Origin of the sequence: Micromonospora sp. AB353 (assembly GCF_049538395.1) — a bacterium.
GTDB classification, from domain to species: domain Bacteria; phylum Actinomycetota; class Actinomycetes; order Mycobacteriales; family Micromonosporaceae; genus Micromonospora; species Micromonospora aurantiaca.
The window spans coordinates 1-18,250 of sequence record NZ_JBMVFV010000057.1 but is presented as its reverse complement, the minus strand read 5'-3'; the positions used below and the strand labels follow the sequence as shown (position 1 = coordinate 18,250).

Annotated in this window: 17 protein-coding genes; 5 read left to right on the top strand and 12 right to left on the bottom strand. The window is 72.7% G+C overall.

Annotated features, from left to right (window positions below):
* Positions 1-6: 6 nt before the first annotated feature.
* The 8 genes from ACPCK6_RS21275 to ACPCK6_RS21240 all read right to left on the bottom strand — a co-directional run bounded on the left by ACPCK6_RS21275 (position 7) and on the right by ACPCK6_RS21240 (position 10,065).
* Positions 7-936, bottom strand: a complete 930-nt coding sequence (locus ACPCK6_RS21275) for a ketoacyl-ACP synthase III family protein (protein WP_396884273.1) — start codon at positions 934-936, stop codon at positions 7-9.
* On the bottom strand, positions 933-1,205 hold the full coding sequence (locus ACPCK6_RS21270) for an acyl carrier protein (protein WP_423482007.1): 273 nt from the start codon (positions 1,203-1,205) through the stop codon (positions 933-935). Before ACPCK6_RS21270 ends, ACPCK6_RS21275 begins: the two co-directional genes overlap by 4 nt.
* Complete coding sequence (locus ACPCK6_RS21265) at positions 1,202-2,908, bottom strand: acyl-CoA dehydrogenase family protein (protein ID WP_423482006.1); 1,707 nt, start codon at positions 2,906-2,908, stop codon at positions 1,202-1,204. Before ACPCK6_RS21265 ends, ACPCK6_RS21270 begins: the two co-directional genes overlap by 4 nt.
* Entirely contained in the window at positions 2,908-4,629 is a 1,722-nt protein-coding gene (locus ACPCK6_RS21260) for an acyl-CoA dehydrogenase family protein (RefSeq protein WP_423482005.1), read from the bottom strand. Before ACPCK6_RS21260 ends, ACPCK6_RS21265 begins: the two co-directional genes overlap by 1 nt.
* Before the next feature lies 1 nt (position 4,630).
* Entirely contained in the window at positions 4,631-6,403 is a 1,773-nt protein-coding gene (locus tag ACPCK6_RS21255; RefSeq protein WP_423482004.1) for a fatty acyl-AMP ligase, read from the bottom strand.
* Positions 6,404-6,518: 115 nt separating this feature from the next.
* Positions 6,519-7,673 carry a hypothetical protein gene (locus ACPCK6_RS21250; RefSeq protein WP_396884277.1) on the bottom strand — a complete coding sequence of 385 codons (1,155 nt, stop codon included), beginning with the start codon at positions 7,671-7,673 and terminating at the stop codon, positions 6,519-6,521.
* Positions 7,670-8,704 carry a Gfo/Idh/MocA family protein gene (locus tag ACPCK6_RS21245; protein ID WP_396884279.1) on the bottom strand — a complete coding sequence of 345 codons (1,035 nt, stop codon included), beginning with the start codon at positions 8,702-8,704 and terminating at the stop codon, positions 7,670-7,672. The genes ACPCK6_RS21250 and ACPCK6_RS21245 overlap by 4 nt, the downstream gene beginning before the upstream one ends.
* Positions 8,701-10,065, bottom strand: a complete 1,365-nt coding sequence (locus ACPCK6_RS21240) for an aspartate aminotransferase family protein (protein WP_396884280.1) — start codon at positions 10,063-10,065, stop codon at positions 8,701-8,703. The genes ACPCK6_RS21245 and ACPCK6_RS21240 overlap by 4 nt, the downstream gene beginning before the upstream one ends.
* 181 nt (positions 10,066-10,246) lie before the next feature.
* On the opposite strand from ACPCK6_RS21240, the gene ACPCK6_RS21235 reads away from it, so the two are divergent.
* The 4 genes from ACPCK6_RS21235 to ACPCK6_RS21220 all read left to right on the top strand — a co-directional run bounded on the left by ACPCK6_RS21235 (position 10,247) and on the right by ACPCK6_RS21220 (position 13,360).
* Positions 10,247-11,071: an inositol monophosphatase family protein gene (locus tag ACPCK6_RS21235; RefSeq protein ID WP_423482003.1), complete on the top strand. Its 825-nt coding sequence runs from the start codon at positions 10,247-10,249 to the stop codon at positions 11,069-11,071.
* Positions 11,068-11,802, top strand: coding sequence for a sulfotransferase family protein (locus ACPCK6_RS21230; RefSeq protein ID WP_423482002.1), 735 nt, complete (start codon positions 11,068-11,070; stop codon positions 11,800-11,802). The genes ACPCK6_RS21235 and ACPCK6_RS21230 overlap by 4 nt, the downstream gene beginning before the upstream one ends.
* A 27-nt stretch (positions 11,803-11,829) precedes the next feature.
* The gene (locus ACPCK6_RS21225) at positions 11,830-12,582 is read left to right on the top strand and encodes a hypothetical protein (protein ID WP_396884283.1); all 753 of its coding nucleotides are present in this window, start codon (positions 11,830-11,832) and stop codon (positions 12,580-12,582) included.
* Between the two features lie 97 nt (positions 12,583-12,679).
* A complete protein-coding gene (locus tag ACPCK6_RS21220) occupies positions 12,680-13,360 on the top strand; it encodes a LuxR C-terminal-related transcriptional regulator (protein WP_167796949.1) in 681 nt (226 codons plus the stop codon).
* A gap of 75 nt (positions 13,361-13,435) precedes the next feature.
* Here ACPCK6_RS21220 and ACPCK6_RS21215 read toward each other — a convergent pair whose 3' ends face one another.
* The 3 genes from ACPCK6_RS21215 to ACPCK6_RS21205 form a co-directional block, all read right to left on the bottom strand.
* Positions 13,436-14,107 carry a helix-turn-helix transcriptional regulator gene (locus tag ACPCK6_RS21215; RefSeq protein ID WP_318336099.1) on the bottom strand — a complete coding sequence of 224 codons (672 nt, stop codon included), beginning with the start codon at positions 14,105-14,107 and terminating at the stop codon, positions 13,436-13,438.
* Between the two features lie 145 nt (positions 14,108-14,252).
* Positions 14,253-14,921 (bottom strand): response regulator transcription factor, encoded by a 669-nt coding sequence (locus ACPCK6_RS21210; protein ID WP_396884284.1) that lies wholly within the window; start codon positions 14,919-14,921, stop codon positions 14,253-14,255.
* Positions 14,888-16,210 carry a sensor histidine kinase gene (locus ACPCK6_RS21205; RefSeq protein ID WP_423482001.1) on the bottom strand — a complete coding sequence of 441 codons (1,323 nt, stop codon included), beginning with the start codon at positions 16,208-16,210 and terminating at the stop codon, positions 14,888-14,890. Before ACPCK6_RS21205 ends, ACPCK6_RS21210 begins: the two co-directional genes overlap by 34 nt.
* Positions 16,211-17,082: 872 nt before the next feature.
* Here ACPCK6_RS21205 and ACPCK6_RS21200 point away from each other — a divergent pair.
* Positions 17,083-17,604, top strand: coding sequence for an alpha/beta hydrolase (locus ACPCK6_RS21200; RefSeq protein WP_423482000.1), 522 nt, complete (start codon positions 17,083-17,085; stop codon positions 17,602-17,604).
* Between the two features lie 145 nt (positions 17,605-17,749).
* On the opposite strand, the gene ACPCK6_RS21195 is transcribed toward ACPCK6_RS21200, so the two are convergent.
* On the bottom strand, positions 17,750-18,043 hold the full coding sequence (locus ACPCK6_RS21195; RefSeq protein WP_318336103.1) for a DUF4287 domain-containing protein: 294 nt from the start codon (positions 18,041-18,043) through the stop codon (positions 17,750-17,752).
* Between the last annotated feature and the right edge of the window lie 207 nt (positions 18,044-18,250).

Here is an 18,250-nt window from a genome sequence, read left to right as displayed (position 1 = left end):
GTCCTATCAGTGCTCGAAGACCGCGGCGGCGAAGGTCGACCCCAGCCCGACCGCGGCCATCAGGTAGCGGTCGCCGGGCCGAAGCCGGCCCAGTTCGCGGGCCGCGACGTAGTTGAGGAAGGAGTCGGCGCAGAAGCAGTGGCCGGTGACCGGCATGTTGTCCAGGAACAGTCGCTCCACCGGGATCCCGACCTTGCGCGCCACCCGCACCCAGGACACCCGGTTCACGTTGTGCGGCAACACCACGTCCAGGTCGGCGACGGTGATCCCGGCGCGCGCCACCGCCGCGAGGATCACCTCGGCGAGCGCGTCCGGATAGCGTTGCTGGAACTCCAGGGACATCGCCGCGGTCAGGGACAGCCCGGCGTTGAACTCGCCGTGCATGGCCGAGGCGTACGACAGCAGCCGGTCGCGCCGGCCCGTGCCGACCAGGACGGCGGCGCAGCCCTCCCCCATCAGCGCCGTGCCCGGGATCATCCGGGCCGACGGGGTGAACGCCTTCTCACCGACGAAGACCAGGGCCAGCGCGCCGGGCTCGCCGTCCTCGGCGAGCAGCCGGCCGGCCATCTCGACGGCCAGCAGCCCGGAGGCGCAGGCGTGCTGGGTGACCGCGAAGGCCCGCGCGTGCCGCAGGCCGAGGGCCCGCACCACGTCGGGCAGCGGATCCTCGGGGTACGGCGCGATCGCCTGCAGGGTCCGGGCCTGCACCACGTACCGGACCTGGGACTCGCGGCCGCGCAGTTCGGACAGTTTCGCCGCGGCGTTGAGCATCAGATCGGTGATCGTGCCGGTCGGTTCCCGCAGCACCTCGGCCAGCCCGTAGTACCGGCGGAACATCCGGACCTGGGTGTCGGTCAGCCCCAGCTCACCGGCGAGCGAGTCGATCGGCACCCGTTCCGGCGGCAGGTAGGCGGAGACCGCTTCGAGGGCGGTCACGTCCCGGCGTCCAGCGGCAGGCCGGACAGGTACTCGGTGAGCGCGTCGATGCTCGGGTGGTCCCACACGATGGTCGGTTCCAGGGGCATCCCGAGGTGGTCCTCGATCTCACCGCAGAGCGCGAGCGCGTACACCGAGTCGAGGCCCAGGTCGGCCAGGGGCGTGGCGGTGTCGATGGTGGCCGGGTCCCGGTTGGTGAAGTCGGCGACGCGGTCCCGCAGCCACGGACGGAGCTGTCCGACGGCCCGGTGGTTCGGCAAGATGGTCAATTCCGGCTCCTTGGAAGGTCGGGCAGCACGCTGTCGGACAGGTCGAAGGCCCGGCCGGCGGTGTACCGGCGGGCGAGCTCCGCGTGGATCGGGCCGGCCAGCGCGGCCGGCAGCGACCGGGACGTGCCGTCCAGTTCGTCGGCCAGCCGCAGCAGGGCCGCCGTCACCCAGGCCGGGTCGGCCAGGAAGGTCCCCGGGTGGCGCTGCTCGGCCAGCCAGAGGTTCAGGCAGGTGGCGGCGGTCAGCACCGTGGTGTAGCGGGCGGTCAGGTCGAGCGCCGCCGGGTCGCCGCCGATCGCCAGGTCCGCCGGGCGGAGGCCGAGCGCCGCCGCACGCAGCCGGGCCAGCTCGGTGGTGAAGCGCCGGACCAGTCCGCGCAGCCGCTCGTCGCCGGCCGGCATCGTCTCGGCGGCGGCGAGCAACTGCGCCGTGAGCGGGTCGGCCGTCGAGGCGATCCGCAGCCGGTCGAACGGCAGGGCCGGGAGATCGGCGTCCAGGTCGTACAGGGCGGGCGGTGGCTCCTGGCCGGTCGCCCAGGATCGCCGGGCCAGCCGGGGGAGCTGAGGGAGGACGGTGGCCAGGCAGGCGACCCGGGCGGCGTGCCCGAATCCCGCCGGCGCCAGGTCGCGCTGCAACTTCTGGAAGATGCCGTACTCGCCGGTGCGCAGGTAGCTCTGCGCGCCGAGCAGCTCACCGAGCCGGGTCATGGCGCGGATGGACCGGCCGGACACGACGTACTTGACGGCCGAGGCGTACGCGTTGGTGTCCTCGGGCAGCAGGTGCACGGCGCGGGCGACTGTGGTGGACAGGCAGTCGGCGATCAGCAGGTCAGTGAACGCCTCGGCCAGTGCGGTACGGACCACCGGCATGGCGCCCACCGGCCGTCCGCGCAGCCACCGGTCCTCGCCGAATCGCAGCACCGCGCGCAGGCCGGTGTCCAGCACGCCCAGCGTCATCGCCGGCAGCCCGGTCCGGGTGAGCTGGAACGAACGCAGCGCGACCTCCATGGCCGAGCCGAGTGGCCCGAGGGCCACGCCCGCGTCGACCGGGCACCGGTCCAGTTCGATCCCGCCGAGCTGCACCCCGCGCATCCCGCTGCTGGGGAACCGCGGCAGATACCGCAGCGCGCCCGGCGGCAGTGCGTCCTTCTCCACGAACAACTGGGTGTGGCTGCGGCCACCGGCCGCGTCCGAGGTACGACTGAAGATCACCATCGCGCTGCACCGCTGCGCGTTGGTGACCACCTCCTTGCGGCCGGTGAGCAGCAGTTCGCCCGGCCGCCCCGGGTCGGCCCGGAAGTCCACCCGGGCGAAGTCGTTGCCGTGTGCCAGCTCGTGGTAGACGGAGGCCACCCGACGGCCGGAGAGCAGCAGCTCCGCCAGCCGTCGCTGCTGGGCCTCGTCGCCGCCGGCCCACACGTTGACCGAGGCGATGAACGAGCTGGCGCCGTAACCGAGGCCCAGGCAGGGATCCCGCCGAAACACCGAGCGCATCGTCCGGATCAGCCGGTCCAGGCCGGTCATCCGGCCGCCCCGGGCGACCGGTACGAACTCGGCGTTGAGTCCGAAGTCGTCGAGCGCCCGCTCACCGTCGGCGAACATCTCCTGCCGCTCGTCGGCCGCCAGCACGGCCCGGTTCCCGAGGGGGTTCGCCGGGTCCCACGGATCACCGAAGCGGCTCTCCAGATCCCGCACGGTGGTCATCACGCCTCCCCGGCGCCGTCGAGGTCGAGCACCGAGGGGCGACGGTCCGGGGCGAGGGACGCGTACACCCGGTCGTAGCCCTCGGGATGGTCCGGCGCGACGCCGAGGCGGTGCAGCACCCAGGTCAGCGCCGCGTCGAGCCACAGCCCGTCCACCCACAGCGGGTCGGCGCCGGCGTGCTCGTGGTTGTGCAGCCACAGGTGCACCGCGCTCGCGCCGGCCACGCACAGCTCGTACCGGTGGGCCAGGTCGTAGGCGGCGGGTTCCACGTCGTGCGGCCGTGGGCGGTACCCGGCGAGTTCGGTGTGCAGCAGCTCGGTCGCGGCCAGGAGCGCCTCGGCCCGGGCCGCCGGGCCGCCGGCCGCGCGGACGGCCGGCACCGCCGCGGCCAGCCCGCGCAACGGCAGGCACCCGCGTCCGGCGGCCAGCGAGAGCCGGTCCGGGTCCAGTTCGGGCACCGGCACCCGCAGGTCGGCCAGCGACCGCAGCCGGGCCACGTCCACCGGGTCGCCGGGCCAGCCCCGCGCCAGTTGCGGGAACTGGTTGATCAGCGCGTTGCGGTTGACCGGGGTGCTGCCGTCGAAGATCCCGACGATCCGGTGGTCCCGCTCCACCTTCTGGAAGCGTCCGTAGTCCGGGATGCCGGTCAGGAAGGCACGGGCGCCGAGCTGCTCGCCGCACCCGCCGATCAGTTCGTCGGTGAGCGCCGGCACGAAGGCCTTGAGCACCGGGGCGAGCACGCCCAGTTCCTCGGTCTCCGCCGTCGCCGCCCGGCTGACCAGGGCGGTCACCGCCTCGGCCAGGAACAGCATGGTGTGCAGCCGGCCCACCCCGCGCCGCAGGTACGGCACGTCGGCCAGCCGCCGCCCGTACAGCCGGCGGTCGGTCAGGTATCGCCGGACCAGCGCCAGCGCGTGGTCGGCGGCACCGAGCGACAGCGCGGCGCAGGTGGTACGCGTCAGTTGCAGGGCGCGCAGCACCGTCTCCAGCCCGGCGCCACGCGCACCGACCACGGCCGTCTCCGGCACCCACGCGTCGTCGAGGGTGATCCCGCTGATGTCGGCGCCCCGGATGCCGTGGGTCGGCTCCCCGGGCAGGCACCGGTACGAGTGCGCGGGAAGCTCCCGCTTGTCCGCGAGCAGCACGGTGAACCCGCGTGGCCCGCCGTCCGGGTCGGTCCGCGCCAGCAGGCACACCACACCCGCCCGGGTGGCGTTGTTGATCAGCCATTTCGTCCCGGTCACCCGGTACCCGCCGTCGCTCCGGAGCGCCGAGACCTCGCCGCCGAGCAGGTCGCTGCCGTGACCCGGTTCGGTGAGCGCCCAGCAGACGGGCACCCCGGCCAGGACCGTGCCGGCGAGCGCGCGGGCCTGCGCCAGGTCCGCCTCGTCGCGCGGCGACCGGGCCCAGACCGAGGCCGCGCCGAGGAACGTCTTGCCGTGTCCGATGGCCGTGGTCAGGTCCCGGCGCGCGACCACCCGCAGGACCTGGACCAGGGTGTCGAAGCCGCGCAGTTCACCGCCGTACGCGGCCGGGACGTAGTGCGCCGGCAGGCCGAGCCGGTCCAGGTGCGCGCAGATCTCCGCCGGGAACGCCTCGCTCTCGTCCGCGGCGGCGACCCGGGCGTGGTTGAAGACGACGTCGGCGTCGTCCGGATCGCCCAGCCGCTCGTCGAGGTGCCGGGCCACGGCAGCGGCCAGGGGCAGTGTGGGCGCGGCCATCTCAGGCCCGCACCGGGTCGCCGGTCCGGCGCGCGGCCCGCACGCCGTCGGTGAGTTCCTCGTGCTCGGCGCCGAGGGCACCGGTCAGGAAGAGCATCCGGGCCAGGCCGCGCTGGATCTTGCCGCTGGTGGTGCGGGGCACCGTGCCGGGGCGGACCAGCACCACGCTGACCGCGCCGGTGCCGAACTCCCGGGACAGCACGTGGCGGACGGCGGTGACCACGGCGGCGCGGGCCGCCGGGTCGAGGGACCGGGCCCGGCACTCCTGCACCACCACCAGTTCCTCGTGCGGCACCTCCACGGTGAAGGCGGCACCGACACCCCGGGACAGGCTCTCGTCCACGGCGCGCACCGTCACCTCGATGTCGTGCGGGTACAGGTTGCGGCCGTTGACGATCAGCAGTTCCTTGATCCGGCCGGTCACGTAGAGCTGGCCGTCGCGCAGCAGGCCCAGGTCCCCGGTACGCAGGAAGCCGCCCTCGCCGTCGGCCAGCTCGTTGCCGAACACCTCCCGAGTGGCCTCCGGGTTGGCCCAGTAGCCCCGCGCCACGCTGGTGCCACGCAGCCAGATCTCGCCGATCCGGTCGGGCGGTTGCGGCAGCCGGGTAGCGGGGTCGACGATCCTGATGTCGAACTCCGGGGTGGACTCGCCGCTGCTGACCAGTTCCCGCACCGGCTCCGGGTGACCGGCTCCGACCGGTGTCACGACGTTCCGTTCCAGTTCCTCGGCGTCGACGGTGAGCACCACCGGCGGGCGGCCGATGGTGGCGCCGCTGACGCTGAGCGTGATCTCGGCCAGGCCGTACCCGGGGCACATGGCGTCCGGCCGCAGCCCGGCGGCGGCGAATCGACTGCCGAACGCGGCCAGGGTGGCCGCCTGCACCGGTTCCGAGCCGTTCACCGCGCGCTTCCACCGGGACAGGTCGACGCCGGCGATCTGCTCGTCGGTGATCCGCCGGGTGCACAGGTCGTACGCGAAGTTCGGTGCCGGGGAGATCTCGATGTCGTGCCGGTCGATCAGCCGGAGCCAGGTGCCGGGGCGCTTGAGGAACGTGGTGGCCGACATCCCGACGCTGCAACCGCCCCGCGAGAGCGGGGCCAGCAACTGCCCGATCAGGCCGAAGTCGTGGTACATGGGCAGCCATCCGCCGACGCGGACGCCCTCGCCGCCACCGAGGATCTCGTTGAACGCCCGCAGGTTGGGCAGCAGGTTCGCGTGGTCCACCACGACGCCCTTGGGGTCGCTGGTGGAGCCGGAGGTGTACTGCAGGAAGGCGATGGTGGCCCCGTCGACGGCCGGCCGCCGCCATGCCGTCGCCCGCTCCAGGGGTACGTCGTCGAAGGCCAGGCACGGTACGGCGGACAGCCCGCACTCGGCCGCCCAGTCGCGGACCGCGTCGAGGGCCGCGGCGTCGGTGACCACCGCGGCCACCTGGGCGTCGTGCGCGATGCCGGCGAGCCGGTCCCGTTGCCGGCGATATCCGTCCGGCAGCGGGGCCGGGACCGGGATCGCACCGGCGTGCTGGACGCCGAGGAAGTTCTCGGCGAAGGCGGTGCCGGGCTCGTTCAGCACGAGCACCCGGTCACCGGGGCGGACGGTGTCGGCGAGCAGCACGGCGATCTGCCGGGCCCGGGCGGCCAGGTCGGCCCACGACACCGTGCGGACCTCGGCGTCGCCCGAGCCGGGGTCCGCGTCGAAGATCAGCGCGGGTCGCTCCGGGTGGACGGCGGCACGCTCCTGCAGCAGGTCGACGAACGTTTCGTGGTCGGGCATCAGGCGCTCCCCGTGGGTCGGTGACGTGCCGGACCCAGCGTCGCGCCGGATCCGGCATGTGCAGAAGGCTCGATCGAGCGGGCGGTTGGGGTAGCCGAACAGGTATGCCAGGCGGTCACGGCGTCTCCTGCCAGCCGCCGAGCCAGCCCTGCGCCACACCGGCCAGGCCGATGGCGACCAGCGCCGCCCGTCGTTCCACGGTCAGGCCGGCGGCGTCCGGCTCGGCCAGCCCGGAGGTGATCCAACTGGTCATCGCGGCCTGGGCGAGCCCGGCACCGACGGCTGCCGGGGGCCAGACCCCGTCCGCCTCGCCGCGGCGGACGGTCACCGCGTCCGCGCCGAGCAGGTAGCCGGCCGCCCACACCTCAAGGGCGAGTCGCCAGTGCAGGCCCGAGGGCAGGCCGGTGACCCCGAGCAGGCGGTCGAACCCGTCCACCACCTGGTTCACGGACAGCCCGACCAGGCCGCAGTGGTCGGCCCAGTACCAGCCGAAACCGTGTTCGACGGGTTCCCCGGTGCCGGGCCGCAGCGGCCGCAACAGGCACCGGCTGCGATGCAGCTGCACGGTGTAGGGCAGCTTCTCGTCGGAGCGGCACCGCCGTGCCAGGGCCTCCTCGGCGCTCGCGCTGAACTGCCAGTACGTCGGCGACAGGGCCGGAGCGGGGAGGAAGACGGTGGCGTGGAACCGGCCCGGATGCCCGACGATCGTCGGGTCGAACCGGTGGTCGACCAGGTGCGGCACGGTCCCGACGACCGGGATGCCGGCCTCCCGGCAGAACATCACCACCATCTCGTCGTCGTCCTTGACGTCGTCCGGGATGCCGGCCAGGTAGTCGGCCAGTTCCCGGGCCACCCGCGCCGGCAGGACGAACCCCTGGGTGGGGGTCCACTCGAACAGCGACAGCGGCGCGAACGGCCAGCCGGCGATCACCGCGCGACGGACCAGGTACGAGTTCTGCGGGCTGTCCCAGTGCGAGTAGAGCGAGATGCCGTGTTCCGGGCGGGCCGCGATGGCGCGGTGGACCTGGGTGGCGAAGCTCCGGATCAGCCGGATGTCGTCCTGCAGCACCAGGTGGTGGGTGGCGCCGTCGGCGACCGAGCGCCAGGCCACCTTCGCGGTACGCAACGGGCTGGGCACCCCGTCCGGGTCCGGATCGGTGACCACCCGGGCGGTCAGCGGGGCGCAGTCGCGCACCAGCGGTGGGATGCGCTCCCGCCGGCGCGGATGGTGCATGATCGCCACGCTGAGCCGGATCTCGCTGGCCGTCACCGCGCTTCCGCGGCCGACAGACCGGCCGGCACGACCGGCTCCCCACCGCGGGTCGCCGACCGGTAGGCCGCCTCGATCAGCGCCGTCGTGGTGACGGCCTCCCGCATCGGCCGGTCCCAGCCGGTGCCCGCGGCGATCAGGCCGGCGAAGTCGGCGAACATGCCGGGGAACCACTCCTGGTGGGTCTGGTCCCGGTTCGGCGGGGCCAGGTCGGTGCGCTCCAGCCCGTCCGCCGTACGCACCTCGGCCATCCCGTCGTGCACGTCGGCGGCACCGTCCGGGCCGCTGACCAGGTAACGGTTCGACCGGGTGTCACTGACCCAGCTCAGATCGATCTCGCAGGTCCCGCCGTCGCCGAACTCCAGGTCCAGCCGCGCGGCCACGTCCATCCCGCCGGCGGCGTCGCCGTCCGCCCACTGCGCGACGCAGGAGACCGTCCGGGGCGCCTCGCCGAAGAGCTGGGTGGCCATGTACGCGCAGTGCGTCCCGTGGTCGAGCATGATCCCGCCCCGGGCCACCGAGATGTCCCGACGCCAGTCCGGTTGCCATCCGGGCACCCCGCGCGCGTGCGAGTCGCGGGCGATCCGGAACCGGGCCCGCAACGGGCCGCCGAGCCGTCCGCCGGCGACCGCGCCGGTGAGCACCCGCATCATCGGCGAGAAGCCGTAGTTGTGGGCGGGGTAGAGCAGCAGGCCCCGGTCCCGGGCCAGGTCGATCAGGTCGAGTGCCTCGTCGGTGCGTACCGCGACCGGCTTCTCGCAGATCACGTGCAGACCGGCGGCGAGCGCCTCGCGTTCCAGCTCGACGTGGTGGTTCGGTGGGGTGCAGATGTCGACGGCGTCCACCGGCTGGGCGGCGAGCAGCTCGGCCAGCGTGGGGTAGGTGGCCACGCCGGGGTCGAGCTGGCGGGCCCGGGCCCGCCGCTCCGGCGACGGGTCGAGCACCGCGACGACCCGGCCGGCGGTGACCGTACGGTAGGCGTGCAGTCGCCCTTCCCCGGCGGTGCCGAAACCGATGACGGCGATCCTCATGCCGGTACCTCCTCGAGGTGCTGGGACGCCACGCCGTCGATCAGGACGCGGCGGATGATCTCGACGGCCTGCTCGGCCAGCTCCGCGTCCACGTTCAGCGGTGGGTAGAGGCGCAGCGTGGTGCCTCCGGTCATCACCAGCACCCCGGCGTCGACCAACGCCAGGAACGTCTTCCGGAAGGTGTCCTTGTCCAGCGGCCGGCGGGACCGCTTGTCGGCGACCAGCTCGATGCCGATCGCGAACCCGGCGCCCCGGACGTCGCCGACGAGCGGGGACTCGTCGACGAGCGGCTCCAGCGCGGCCAGCATCTCGGCGCCGAGCTTGCCCACGCGGCTGGGCAGGTCCTCGTCGACGAGCACGTCGGTGGTGGTGGCGACCGCCCGGCAGGCCAGCGGGAACGCGCCGAAGCTGGACGAGCTCGCGCTCGGGTCGGAGAACGGGCTGGCGGCCATCAGATCCGCTGTGGAGATCACCCCGGTGACCGGGTATCCGGCGCCCATCCCCTTGCCGACGGTGACGATGTCCGGCGTCACCTCGTCGCGCATGAAGGCGAACGGTTCACCGGTACGGCCGAACCCGGTCATCATCTCGTCGACGATCAGCAACGCGTCGAACTCGCCGGCGACCGAGGCCAGCGCGGTCAGGTAGCCCGGTGGCGGCACCACGTTGCCCGACCGGCCCTGCACCGGCTCGACGACGAGCGCCGCCAGTGAGCCGGTGGAGTTCTCCTTGATGGTGTCCCGCACGGTCTCGACGCAGGCGTAGCCGCAGCTCGGGAACGTCATCTTCAGCGGGCAGTGGTAGCAGTTGGCGTACGGTGCGCTGAAATAGCCGGAGGGCAGCGGGCCGAGACCGGTCCGCGCCCCCGCGGTGAGCGCCAGGCTGCCCAGCGTCTTGCCGTGGAAGCCGCCCCAGAACGACAGGAACTCGTGCTTGCCGGTGACCGACTTGGCCAGCCGCAGCGCCGCTTCCACCGCCTCGGTGCCGCCGCTGTAGAGCTGGATCCGGTCCAGCGGCGGCGGCAGGAACCCGCGCAGCGACTCGGCCATCGCCCGGCGGCCGGCCGACCCGAACGCGCCGGCCGGCGCGGTGGCCAGCTCGGCGGTGAGGGCGGCGATCAGGCGCGGGTTGGCGTGGCCGATCGAGTTGACCCCGCCGGCTCCCTGGAAGTCGATGATCTCGTTGCCGTCCACGTCGACCAGGACCGCGCCGGCGGCGGACTCGACGCACAACTGCGCCCAGAGCATGACCGCCTGCAGGCCGGGCCCGATCACCTCCTGCTCAGCGGCCCAGTGCCGGGCACCACGTGGCCGGTCGGGCGTACGCCCAAAACGTCGGCCGTCGCCTGAACTCTCTGCCATCGCTCCGCCTCTCGGGTGCGGCCGCTCCACCGGTCACGCCGACCGCGGACCGCTTTCCGCCCATGCTCGGGATCCGGCGCCGGGCCCGGGAGCCTCCATCGGCCACGACGAATGGGCATGCCCGGACGGCTGACACGTCCGGGCAGCGCGGCACCGAGGCGGACGCGGTTAGCGTGGCGCCGTGACCAGCACCGTGCAGGACCTCATCGACGTGGCGGCACAGTCCGCCGTGGACGCCGGCCGCCTGGTCCGGCAGCGGTTCGGCGACCCGGTGGAGGTGTCCCGCAAGCAGGCGGCCCACGACGTCGTGACCGGGACCGACCTGGCCGCCGAGGCGTTGATCCGCGCCGCATTGGGTGGCGTCGGTGCGCGCTCGACGGTGGTGGGCGAGGAAGGCGGCCGGCCGGGCGGCACCCCGACCGGTCCGGACGATCCGGTGTGGCTCGTCGACCCGATCGACGGCACCTACAACTTCGTCCGGGGCATCCCGTTCTTCTGCGTGTCGATCGGCCTGCGGATCGGCGGTCGTACGGTGGGCGGCTGCGTCTACGACCCGCTGCGCGAGGAACTGTTCACCGCGGCGGACGGCCGCGCGTGGTTGAACGGCGCTCCGCTGCCCACGCGTACCTCCGCGTCGTCGGCGCCACCGCTCGCGCTGTGCGACATCCCGAACGCCGGGGGGCCGCCGTCCACCGCCGAGACCGACCTGCTGGCCGCGCTGCTCACCGCCGCCGCGGACGTGCGACGCCTCGGTTCGTCCGCGCTGGCGCTGGCGTACGTCGCGGCGGGCCGCGCCGACGTGGCCGCGAACGCGGACGTCTACGACTGGGACACCGCTGCCGGGCGGGCGCTGGTCACCGCCACTGGCGGCGGTTACCTGAGTCATCCCGATCCGCTGCCGACCCGGCGGCGGGGCAGCTTCGTCGCCTGGGCCCCCGCGTACGCGACCCTCGGCCGCGCGGTCGGCGAGGCCCTTCGCCCCGACAGCTTCGCGGAGGTCGTGTGACACGCCGGCGCTTTCTGATCATGGGTGGCCTGCACCGCAGCGGCACCACCCTGCTGGCCGCGCTGGTCGGCACGAATCCGCAGGTGGCCGGGTTCCGGCAGACCGGCGCGCCGATGGACGAGGGCCAGTACCTGCAGACCGTCTGCCCCTACGACGAGCAGCACGGCGGCCCGGGGCGGTTCGCGTACGCGCCCGGGGCGCACATGACCGAGCACCACGAGCTGGCCGGCCCGGCCACCGCCCGGCTGCTGCGCGAGCAGTGGGGGCGCTACCTGGATCCCGGCCGCCCGGTGGTGCTGGAGAAGTCGCCGCCCAACCTGTTGCGCTTCCGGTTCTTCCAGCGGCTCTTCCCGGGCTCCCGGTTCGTGCTGGTCATGCGGCACCCGGTCGCGGTGGCGATGAGCACCCGGAAGTGGACGCCGGCGCTCACCGTACGGCAGCTCGTCGAGCACTGGCTGCACGCCCACGAGCTGGCCCGGGCCGACGCCGCCCACGTCGACGCGATGCTGACCGTCCGCTACGAGGACCTGATGGACGACCCGGACCGCACGTTGAGGGGCATCGCGGCCTTCGCCGGCCTTCCACCCGCCTTCGACGTGGGCGGCCTGGACCGGGACACGAACACCCGCTACCTGCAGGCCTGGCGGCAGGGCCCGGGGGCCGACGACGACCTCGCCGACCTCGCCGACCGGGTCGCACGGTACGGCTACCGGCTGCCCGCGCCCGCCTGAACCGGCTTCGTCTGAGAGGGAGAACGGATGTCCCGGCTGCTCATCGTGCACGGCACCGGCGGACCGCGGCGCTCCGACGACTCGGTCCGCCGGGAGTGGATCGGCTCCGTCGAGGACGGTCTGGCGCTGGCCGGCCATCCCGCGGCGGCGCCGGATGCCGCCCTGGTCAACCTCGACGCCCCGGACCGCGTGCCGGTCGTCGGCGACAGCGATCCGGCCGCCGAGACCGCACTGCTGCGGCGCTGCTGGCAGGCCGCCACCTTCGACACCGAGGCCGGTGCGGAGCCGGTCGGCGTGGACGCGTTGGCCGGCCGGCTGGCCTGGTCCCGATACTTCTGCGGCCTGACCGCCGAGGAGCTGACCGGCACCCTGCGTCAGGTGCTGGCGTTCGCCACCGGCGCGGCGGCCGGGCATCCCGCGATCGACGCCGTACGCGCCGCGCTCACCCCGGACACCGAGATCGTGATCGGCCACTGCCTGGGCGGGGTGGCAGCCGCGCTGGCCCTCGCCGACGCCGGTGCCGCCGCTCCCGCGCTGATCACCCTCGGTGCACCGCATCCCCCGGCTGTGGGACCGCCCGCCTCCGGGCCGGCCGTCTGGGTGGATGTCGCCGACGTGCAGGACACGCTGCTCCTGGCGGCCGGGACCGGTCCGGCCGGCGTCACCGGGAGGGTGTCACTCGACTGCGACCCTCGGCTGCGCGGCGCTCGCAACTATCTGGCCTCGCCGGAGTTCGGCAAGGTGCTCGGCAGCCTGCTGGAGACGTGTGACGGCGGTTGACCTCCGGAGCATGTCCGGAACGAGACATGGTCCTGGAAGGGGTGTGCCGCCGTCCGTTTCGATGATTCGTGTGACTCCGAGTGAGAGGAGCGCGGTCATGACCGCGACGATCGTCGAACACCATCCGCACCGCGAGTCGGCAAGCCTGCGCATCGCACTCGTCATGATCAACGACATCTTGCGGGACGGTCTCAGCGTGGCACTGCGCGGCCTGGCCCTGACCACGTCCGTCCGTTCCTACCGCTCGATGCCCGAGTTGCTGACCGAGGCCGTCGACAAGCGACCGGAAGTGCTCGTCGTCAACGCTGCCGACGGCGTCGCGGGCATCGCGGCCGCCGGGCTGATCGCCCCGGAGAGCAAGATCGTCATGCTGATCCACGACGCCCACGCCGCCGAGGCGGTGCTGGCCGACGGTGTCGTGGTGGACGGCTTCCTGCTCCAGCAGGACCTGTCCGGTCGCACCTTGGAGAACGCGCTCCGGGCGATCATGACGGGCGAGGTGCCGATGCCCGCCGTCCTGGCGCAGCAACTGCTGGCCCGGGCCGGCATCCGCCGTACGCCCTCGTCGATGGCGCCCATCAAGCTGACGCCGCGCGAGCACGAGACGTTGTTGCTGCTTGTCGAAGGGTTGAGCAACAAGCAGATCGCGCGACGCCTCAAGATCTCCGACCACGGCGCGAAGCGGCTGGTGGCAGGGGTGCTGCTCAAGCTCGGCTGCACCAATCGGACGTCGGCGGTGGTCACCGCCATCCGCTCCGGCCTGGTGGAGTGCGCGTAGCGCGAGCTTCCGCGCCGGTGCGCGGGACCACGAAGGTGGCGGCACCGCTTCCGGTGCCGCCACCTTCAGGGTTCCTCAGACCGCCTGTCGTAGCGGCGGCCGCTCGTAGAGGCCGTGCGCGGCCAGCTTGATGCCGAGTTCGAGCCGGCTCCGGGCACCGACCATCTGCATGATCTGCGTGACCTGCCGCTGGACGGTACGGGTGGACACGGCCAGCGCCCGCGCGACCACGTCGTCGGTGGCGCCGCCGGACAACCGCCGCAGCACGTCACGCTGCAACGGGTTGAGCCTGCCGTGCAGGTCGCTCACGTCCGCCCGCGCCTCGGACCAGTGGTGGTGGAAGATCGTGGTCAGCGCCTGCACAGCGGTCGGCGAGCGTACGGCCAGCGGTGACGCGGCCCCGCCCCGCGACACGATCGCCAGGTTGCGGTCCAGCACGACCATCAGAGTCGGCGAGTGCTTGCCGCTCCGCACGTCGGCCCGGACGCCCAGCAGGGCCCGCAGCCGGGCGCCCCGGTCCAGCAGGGTCTCCCCGGCCACCACCGCGCGCACCCGGGCCGCGCCGGACCACCCCGCCCGGTGCGGCCAGGCCCGGCCCGGCTCCTGATCGGACAGCAGCGCACAGTTGGCGGGTATCAGCGCGAGCACCTCGTCGCGTGCGGCTCTGATCACCCGCGCCGCCAGGCGCCAGCCCGCAGCCTCGGCCTCGACGGCCGCCGGCTTCGGTTCCACGGCTTCGTTCTGCATCAACTCTCCCCCGAGTTGCCGTCGCACGCACGTGGTCATGCGACAAGCGGACAGTGATTGAAACGTAGCGATGGGCGAACGTCGCGGGTACCGGGGAATCCCTCCCTCGGCGAGCCGGATTTCACCGGCTCATCCCCGGGCGGGCCTAGGGTCCCCATCCGGCGGAGGTGTTCGACCGGAGGTACATCAGCACCGCCCGCACCCGCCGGTGCACTCCCTCCGCCGAGTCGATCTGCAGACGCTCCAGAATGCTCGTCACGTACGACTCGATGGTCTTGCTGCTCAGACGTAGTCGGTCGGCTATCGCCCGGTTGGTGAGCCCCTGCGCCATCAGCGCCAGCACCTCCTGCTCCCGGACGGTCAGGCGGTCGATCCGGCCGCCCGTCCGGCGCCGGGCCATCAGCTCCTCGACGAGGGCCGGATCGATGACCGCTCCACCGCTCGCCAGCTCACGCAACGCGGTGACCACCTGCTCGACGTCGAGGATGCGCTCCTTGAGCAGATATCCGACGCCACCCTCACCCGAGTTGACGATCGCCAGCGCGTACTCCGTCTCGATGTGCATGGAGAGGACCAGCACCGCGATGCCGGAGTAGTCCCGCCGGATCCGCTCGGCGACCGCGAGCCCCTCGGTGGTGTAGGTCGGTGGCATCCGGATGTCGACGATCACCGCGTCCGGGCGGTGCCCGGCCACCGCGTCCAGCAGTTCGTGCGCGTCCTTGACCGCCGCGAGCACCGTCATCCCGGCCTGCCGTAGGAGGGCCGACAGGCCCTCCCGGATCAGCACCGCGTCGTCTGCGATGACGATGCGCACGGGATCACCGTCCGCAGCGTCGTGCCGACACCGGGTCGGCTCTCCCACTCCAGCCGGCCGCCGAGTGCCTCGGCGCGGCGGCCGAGGTGACTCAGGCAGTCTTCGTCCTCGAGGGTCCGGGTCGAGCCGGAGCCGTCGTCGCACACCTCCAGGTGCAGGCAGTTCTGCTCCATCCGCATCCGGATCACCACTGTCGAGGCGCCTCCGTGCCGGACCGCGTTCGTCAACGCCTCCGCCGCGACGAAGTAGGCGGCTTCCGCCACCTCACGCGGAACCAGGCGGGGCCGGCCCTCGATCCGCACCGTCACCGGCGTGTTCGTGGTCAGGACGGCCAGCGCCTCGTGCAGCTCACGCCGCTCCAGCGCGGGCGGACGCATCCCTCGGCTCAGCAGCCGCAACTCGGTGAGTGCCATGGCGAGTTCGGTGACCGCCGCGTCCAGGTGGGCGTCCGCCTCGGTGGTGTCCCGCATCGTCTGCCGCGCCATCTGCAACAGCAGGGTCGCGTTGACCAGCCGTAGCTGCGCGCCGTCGTGCAGATCCCGTTCGATCTCGCTGCGCGCCCGGTGCCGGCCGTTGCGCGCCTCCTGCTCGTATCGACGTTCCCAGAGCGCGGCGTCGGCCCGCCAGCCGCGAGCCTTGGCCAGCAGCACCAGTGGCGGTATCAGGATCTGCAGGACCACACCTGCCGCATTGCTCACCAGCCAGGCCGGATGGGACGGGGTGGTGAACAAGGGCACCATCGCCGCGGTGCCCACCTGGAGGCAGAGCAGGACGCCCGGGAGCACGACGATCCGCTGCGCGCCCTGCCACCGCCTGACCAGGTGGACGGCGAGCCAGACCGCCACCACCGTGACCACCATCCGCGCGACCACCGGCTGGTACGGCGCGGCGGCCCAGCCCGGTTCGGGAAGGCAGGCCAGGCACGGGTCGATCGCGCCGGCCGGTGCGGTATAGCTGTCGATGACCAGCAGCGGCAGCCCGCCGAGCGCGACGGCCAGCAGGACGCGGTCCGCCCGGGTGGGCGTACGGCCGCGCGGCTGGGTGACCAGGATGGCCACCAGCAGGGTCCAGATCAGCGGGTGCGCGACGGCGGCCACTCCGGTGCCCGTCTCACCGTGCAGTGGCCCGGCGCTGCGGGCCAGCCACACCATCGCGACGGCGAAGAACAGCATGCCGGTCAGCGGGTTGGCGGCCGACCCGATCAGGATCATCCCGGCGGTGCCGTAGGAACAGACCAGAGCCAGAGCGGTAGCGACGAAGAGCGTGGTCTCCGGATCACCGGATTGCATCACCCGAACTGCGGCGACCAGGCTCCCGCCCAACATCACACAGACCAGCACCGCGACAGCCGCGCCCCGCAACGCTGGTCCCGCGTCGACTCGGCTGACTCTGCCGGGCATCGCAAGCCGGACCAATCATCCCTCCGCGGTCGGTAGCCGATGGGAGCCGACCAGCGGACGGTGGTGAACCGATGAACGGTCGCTCGACGGTTGCGACACGATCCCTGAAGATGATCAGACCGCCCGAATCGATCTCCTCGATCGGCGTCAATACTATCGCATCGCCGTTTAATCGGGGGCCGCTGAATCGCATAAGAGATTCCACAAAAGCGGTCATTACTCACCCACAGCCGCCGTAGCGGCCCCAAGCGCTCGAACCGGACACCGCCGAGCCGTAGCCCGATATCACCTATGATTCTGAGGGTATTTAGCCTCCGTTCGGAACAGCAGGTCGACGCACTCCTAATCCGCCCCGCCCCGGCCGCACGGCATCGCATTCCACCCTGCGGGCACCCATCGGCGATGGAGCAGGTAGGCGCAGCAGCAGGCGATCCGCCGGGCGGACGGCGACGACACATTCCGGCAATCAGGATAATTGTCGTCCACACCCCGGAAACACGGCCGCGCATACCACCTGCGGCCAGATGTCGGGGCCCCGACACAATAGAGCCGCCTCGGACGGCGATCCCCGCATGGCCCGATCGGAAACCCGACCGAACCGCAATTCGCCTGGCCATCCGCCGCACGGAGCCGAACTGCACGTCCGAAAGGCGACACCGTTCCGAGCACGACTCGCGACTGCGGCTCTCCGGAACGGCGGACAGCATCGATCGAGACGAGGCACTAGCGTGACGCATCGATCGAACGAGAGGGAGGCGATCATGGCGGATCGGCGCGCGGTACTCGCACCGGGACGGGGCTACGACACCCGGGGACCGCTCTTCGTCTACATCGGGGAGGCGTTGCGCCGGCTCGGTTTCGAGGTACACGAGGTGACCTGGCGATCGCTGGGTGAGCTGCGCCTCGACAGCGCGCCGGAGTGGGTCGCCGAGCAGTTGGATCCGGTCCTCGACGCCGGTGTGGACCTGCTCGTGGGCAAGTCGCTCGGCAGTTTCGCCGCGCCGCTCGCCGCCGACCGGGGCATCCCGGCGGTCTGGCTGACGCCGCTGCTGACCGACCCCGCCGTACGGGAGCCGCTGGGCCGGGCCACCGCGCCGTTCCTGCTGGCCGGCGGCACCGGCGATCAGTTCTGGGACGGTGCGGTGGCGCGCCGGCTCACGCCGTACGTGGTGGAGGTCGCCGACGCCGACCACTCGATGATGGTGCCCGGACCGCTGGCGGCCTCGGCCGAGGCGCTCGGGCGGGTCTGCACCGCGGTGGAGGAGTTCGCCGCCGGCCGGTGACGGGTCAGCGGCGGCCCCGCCGTGTCCACACCACCGCCGCCACCGCCGCGATGAGCGGCAGCAGGCAGCAGAGCGTCAGGACGAACAGGTGCCACGGCTTGATCGCTCCCATGGGGCGAACGATAGGTGCCGCTGTCCACAGCCGCTACGCGGAGGCTCGGGCGGCCTTGCCGTCCAGCCACAGCGTGTCGGTGTCGTCGCGATGGGATCCGGTGGTTCCGACGTGCTTGGCGCTGATCTTCGGCCCGTTCTTGATCACGTGAACCAGAGCCATCGCGTGTCCCCGGCCGAGTCCGTACTCGTCCTTGAGCCAGCCCACGATCACGGCGGCCTTGACGTCGGCGGCGTCGTAGCCGCGCTCCCTGGCCTGGTCGACGAGCGTGCGCGGGGTCTTGCCGGTCTTGTCCTCGATCGCGTCGAGGTATGCCTGGAAGGACATCTGTCCAACCCTTCGCTCGGGAGGTGGTGACGGCTCCAGCCTCCCGGGCGGGGCGGTGCCGATCAACGACGGACCGGGCCACCGTCGTTGCCTCCAGGGCAACGATCGCCGTCGGGCGGGACGCCGGAGAGCCCGGCCCGCGTGGTCGCGGGGCCGGGCTCTCCAGATCTCGGGGTACGCGCTCAGCGCTGGAGCGTGAGCAGTCCG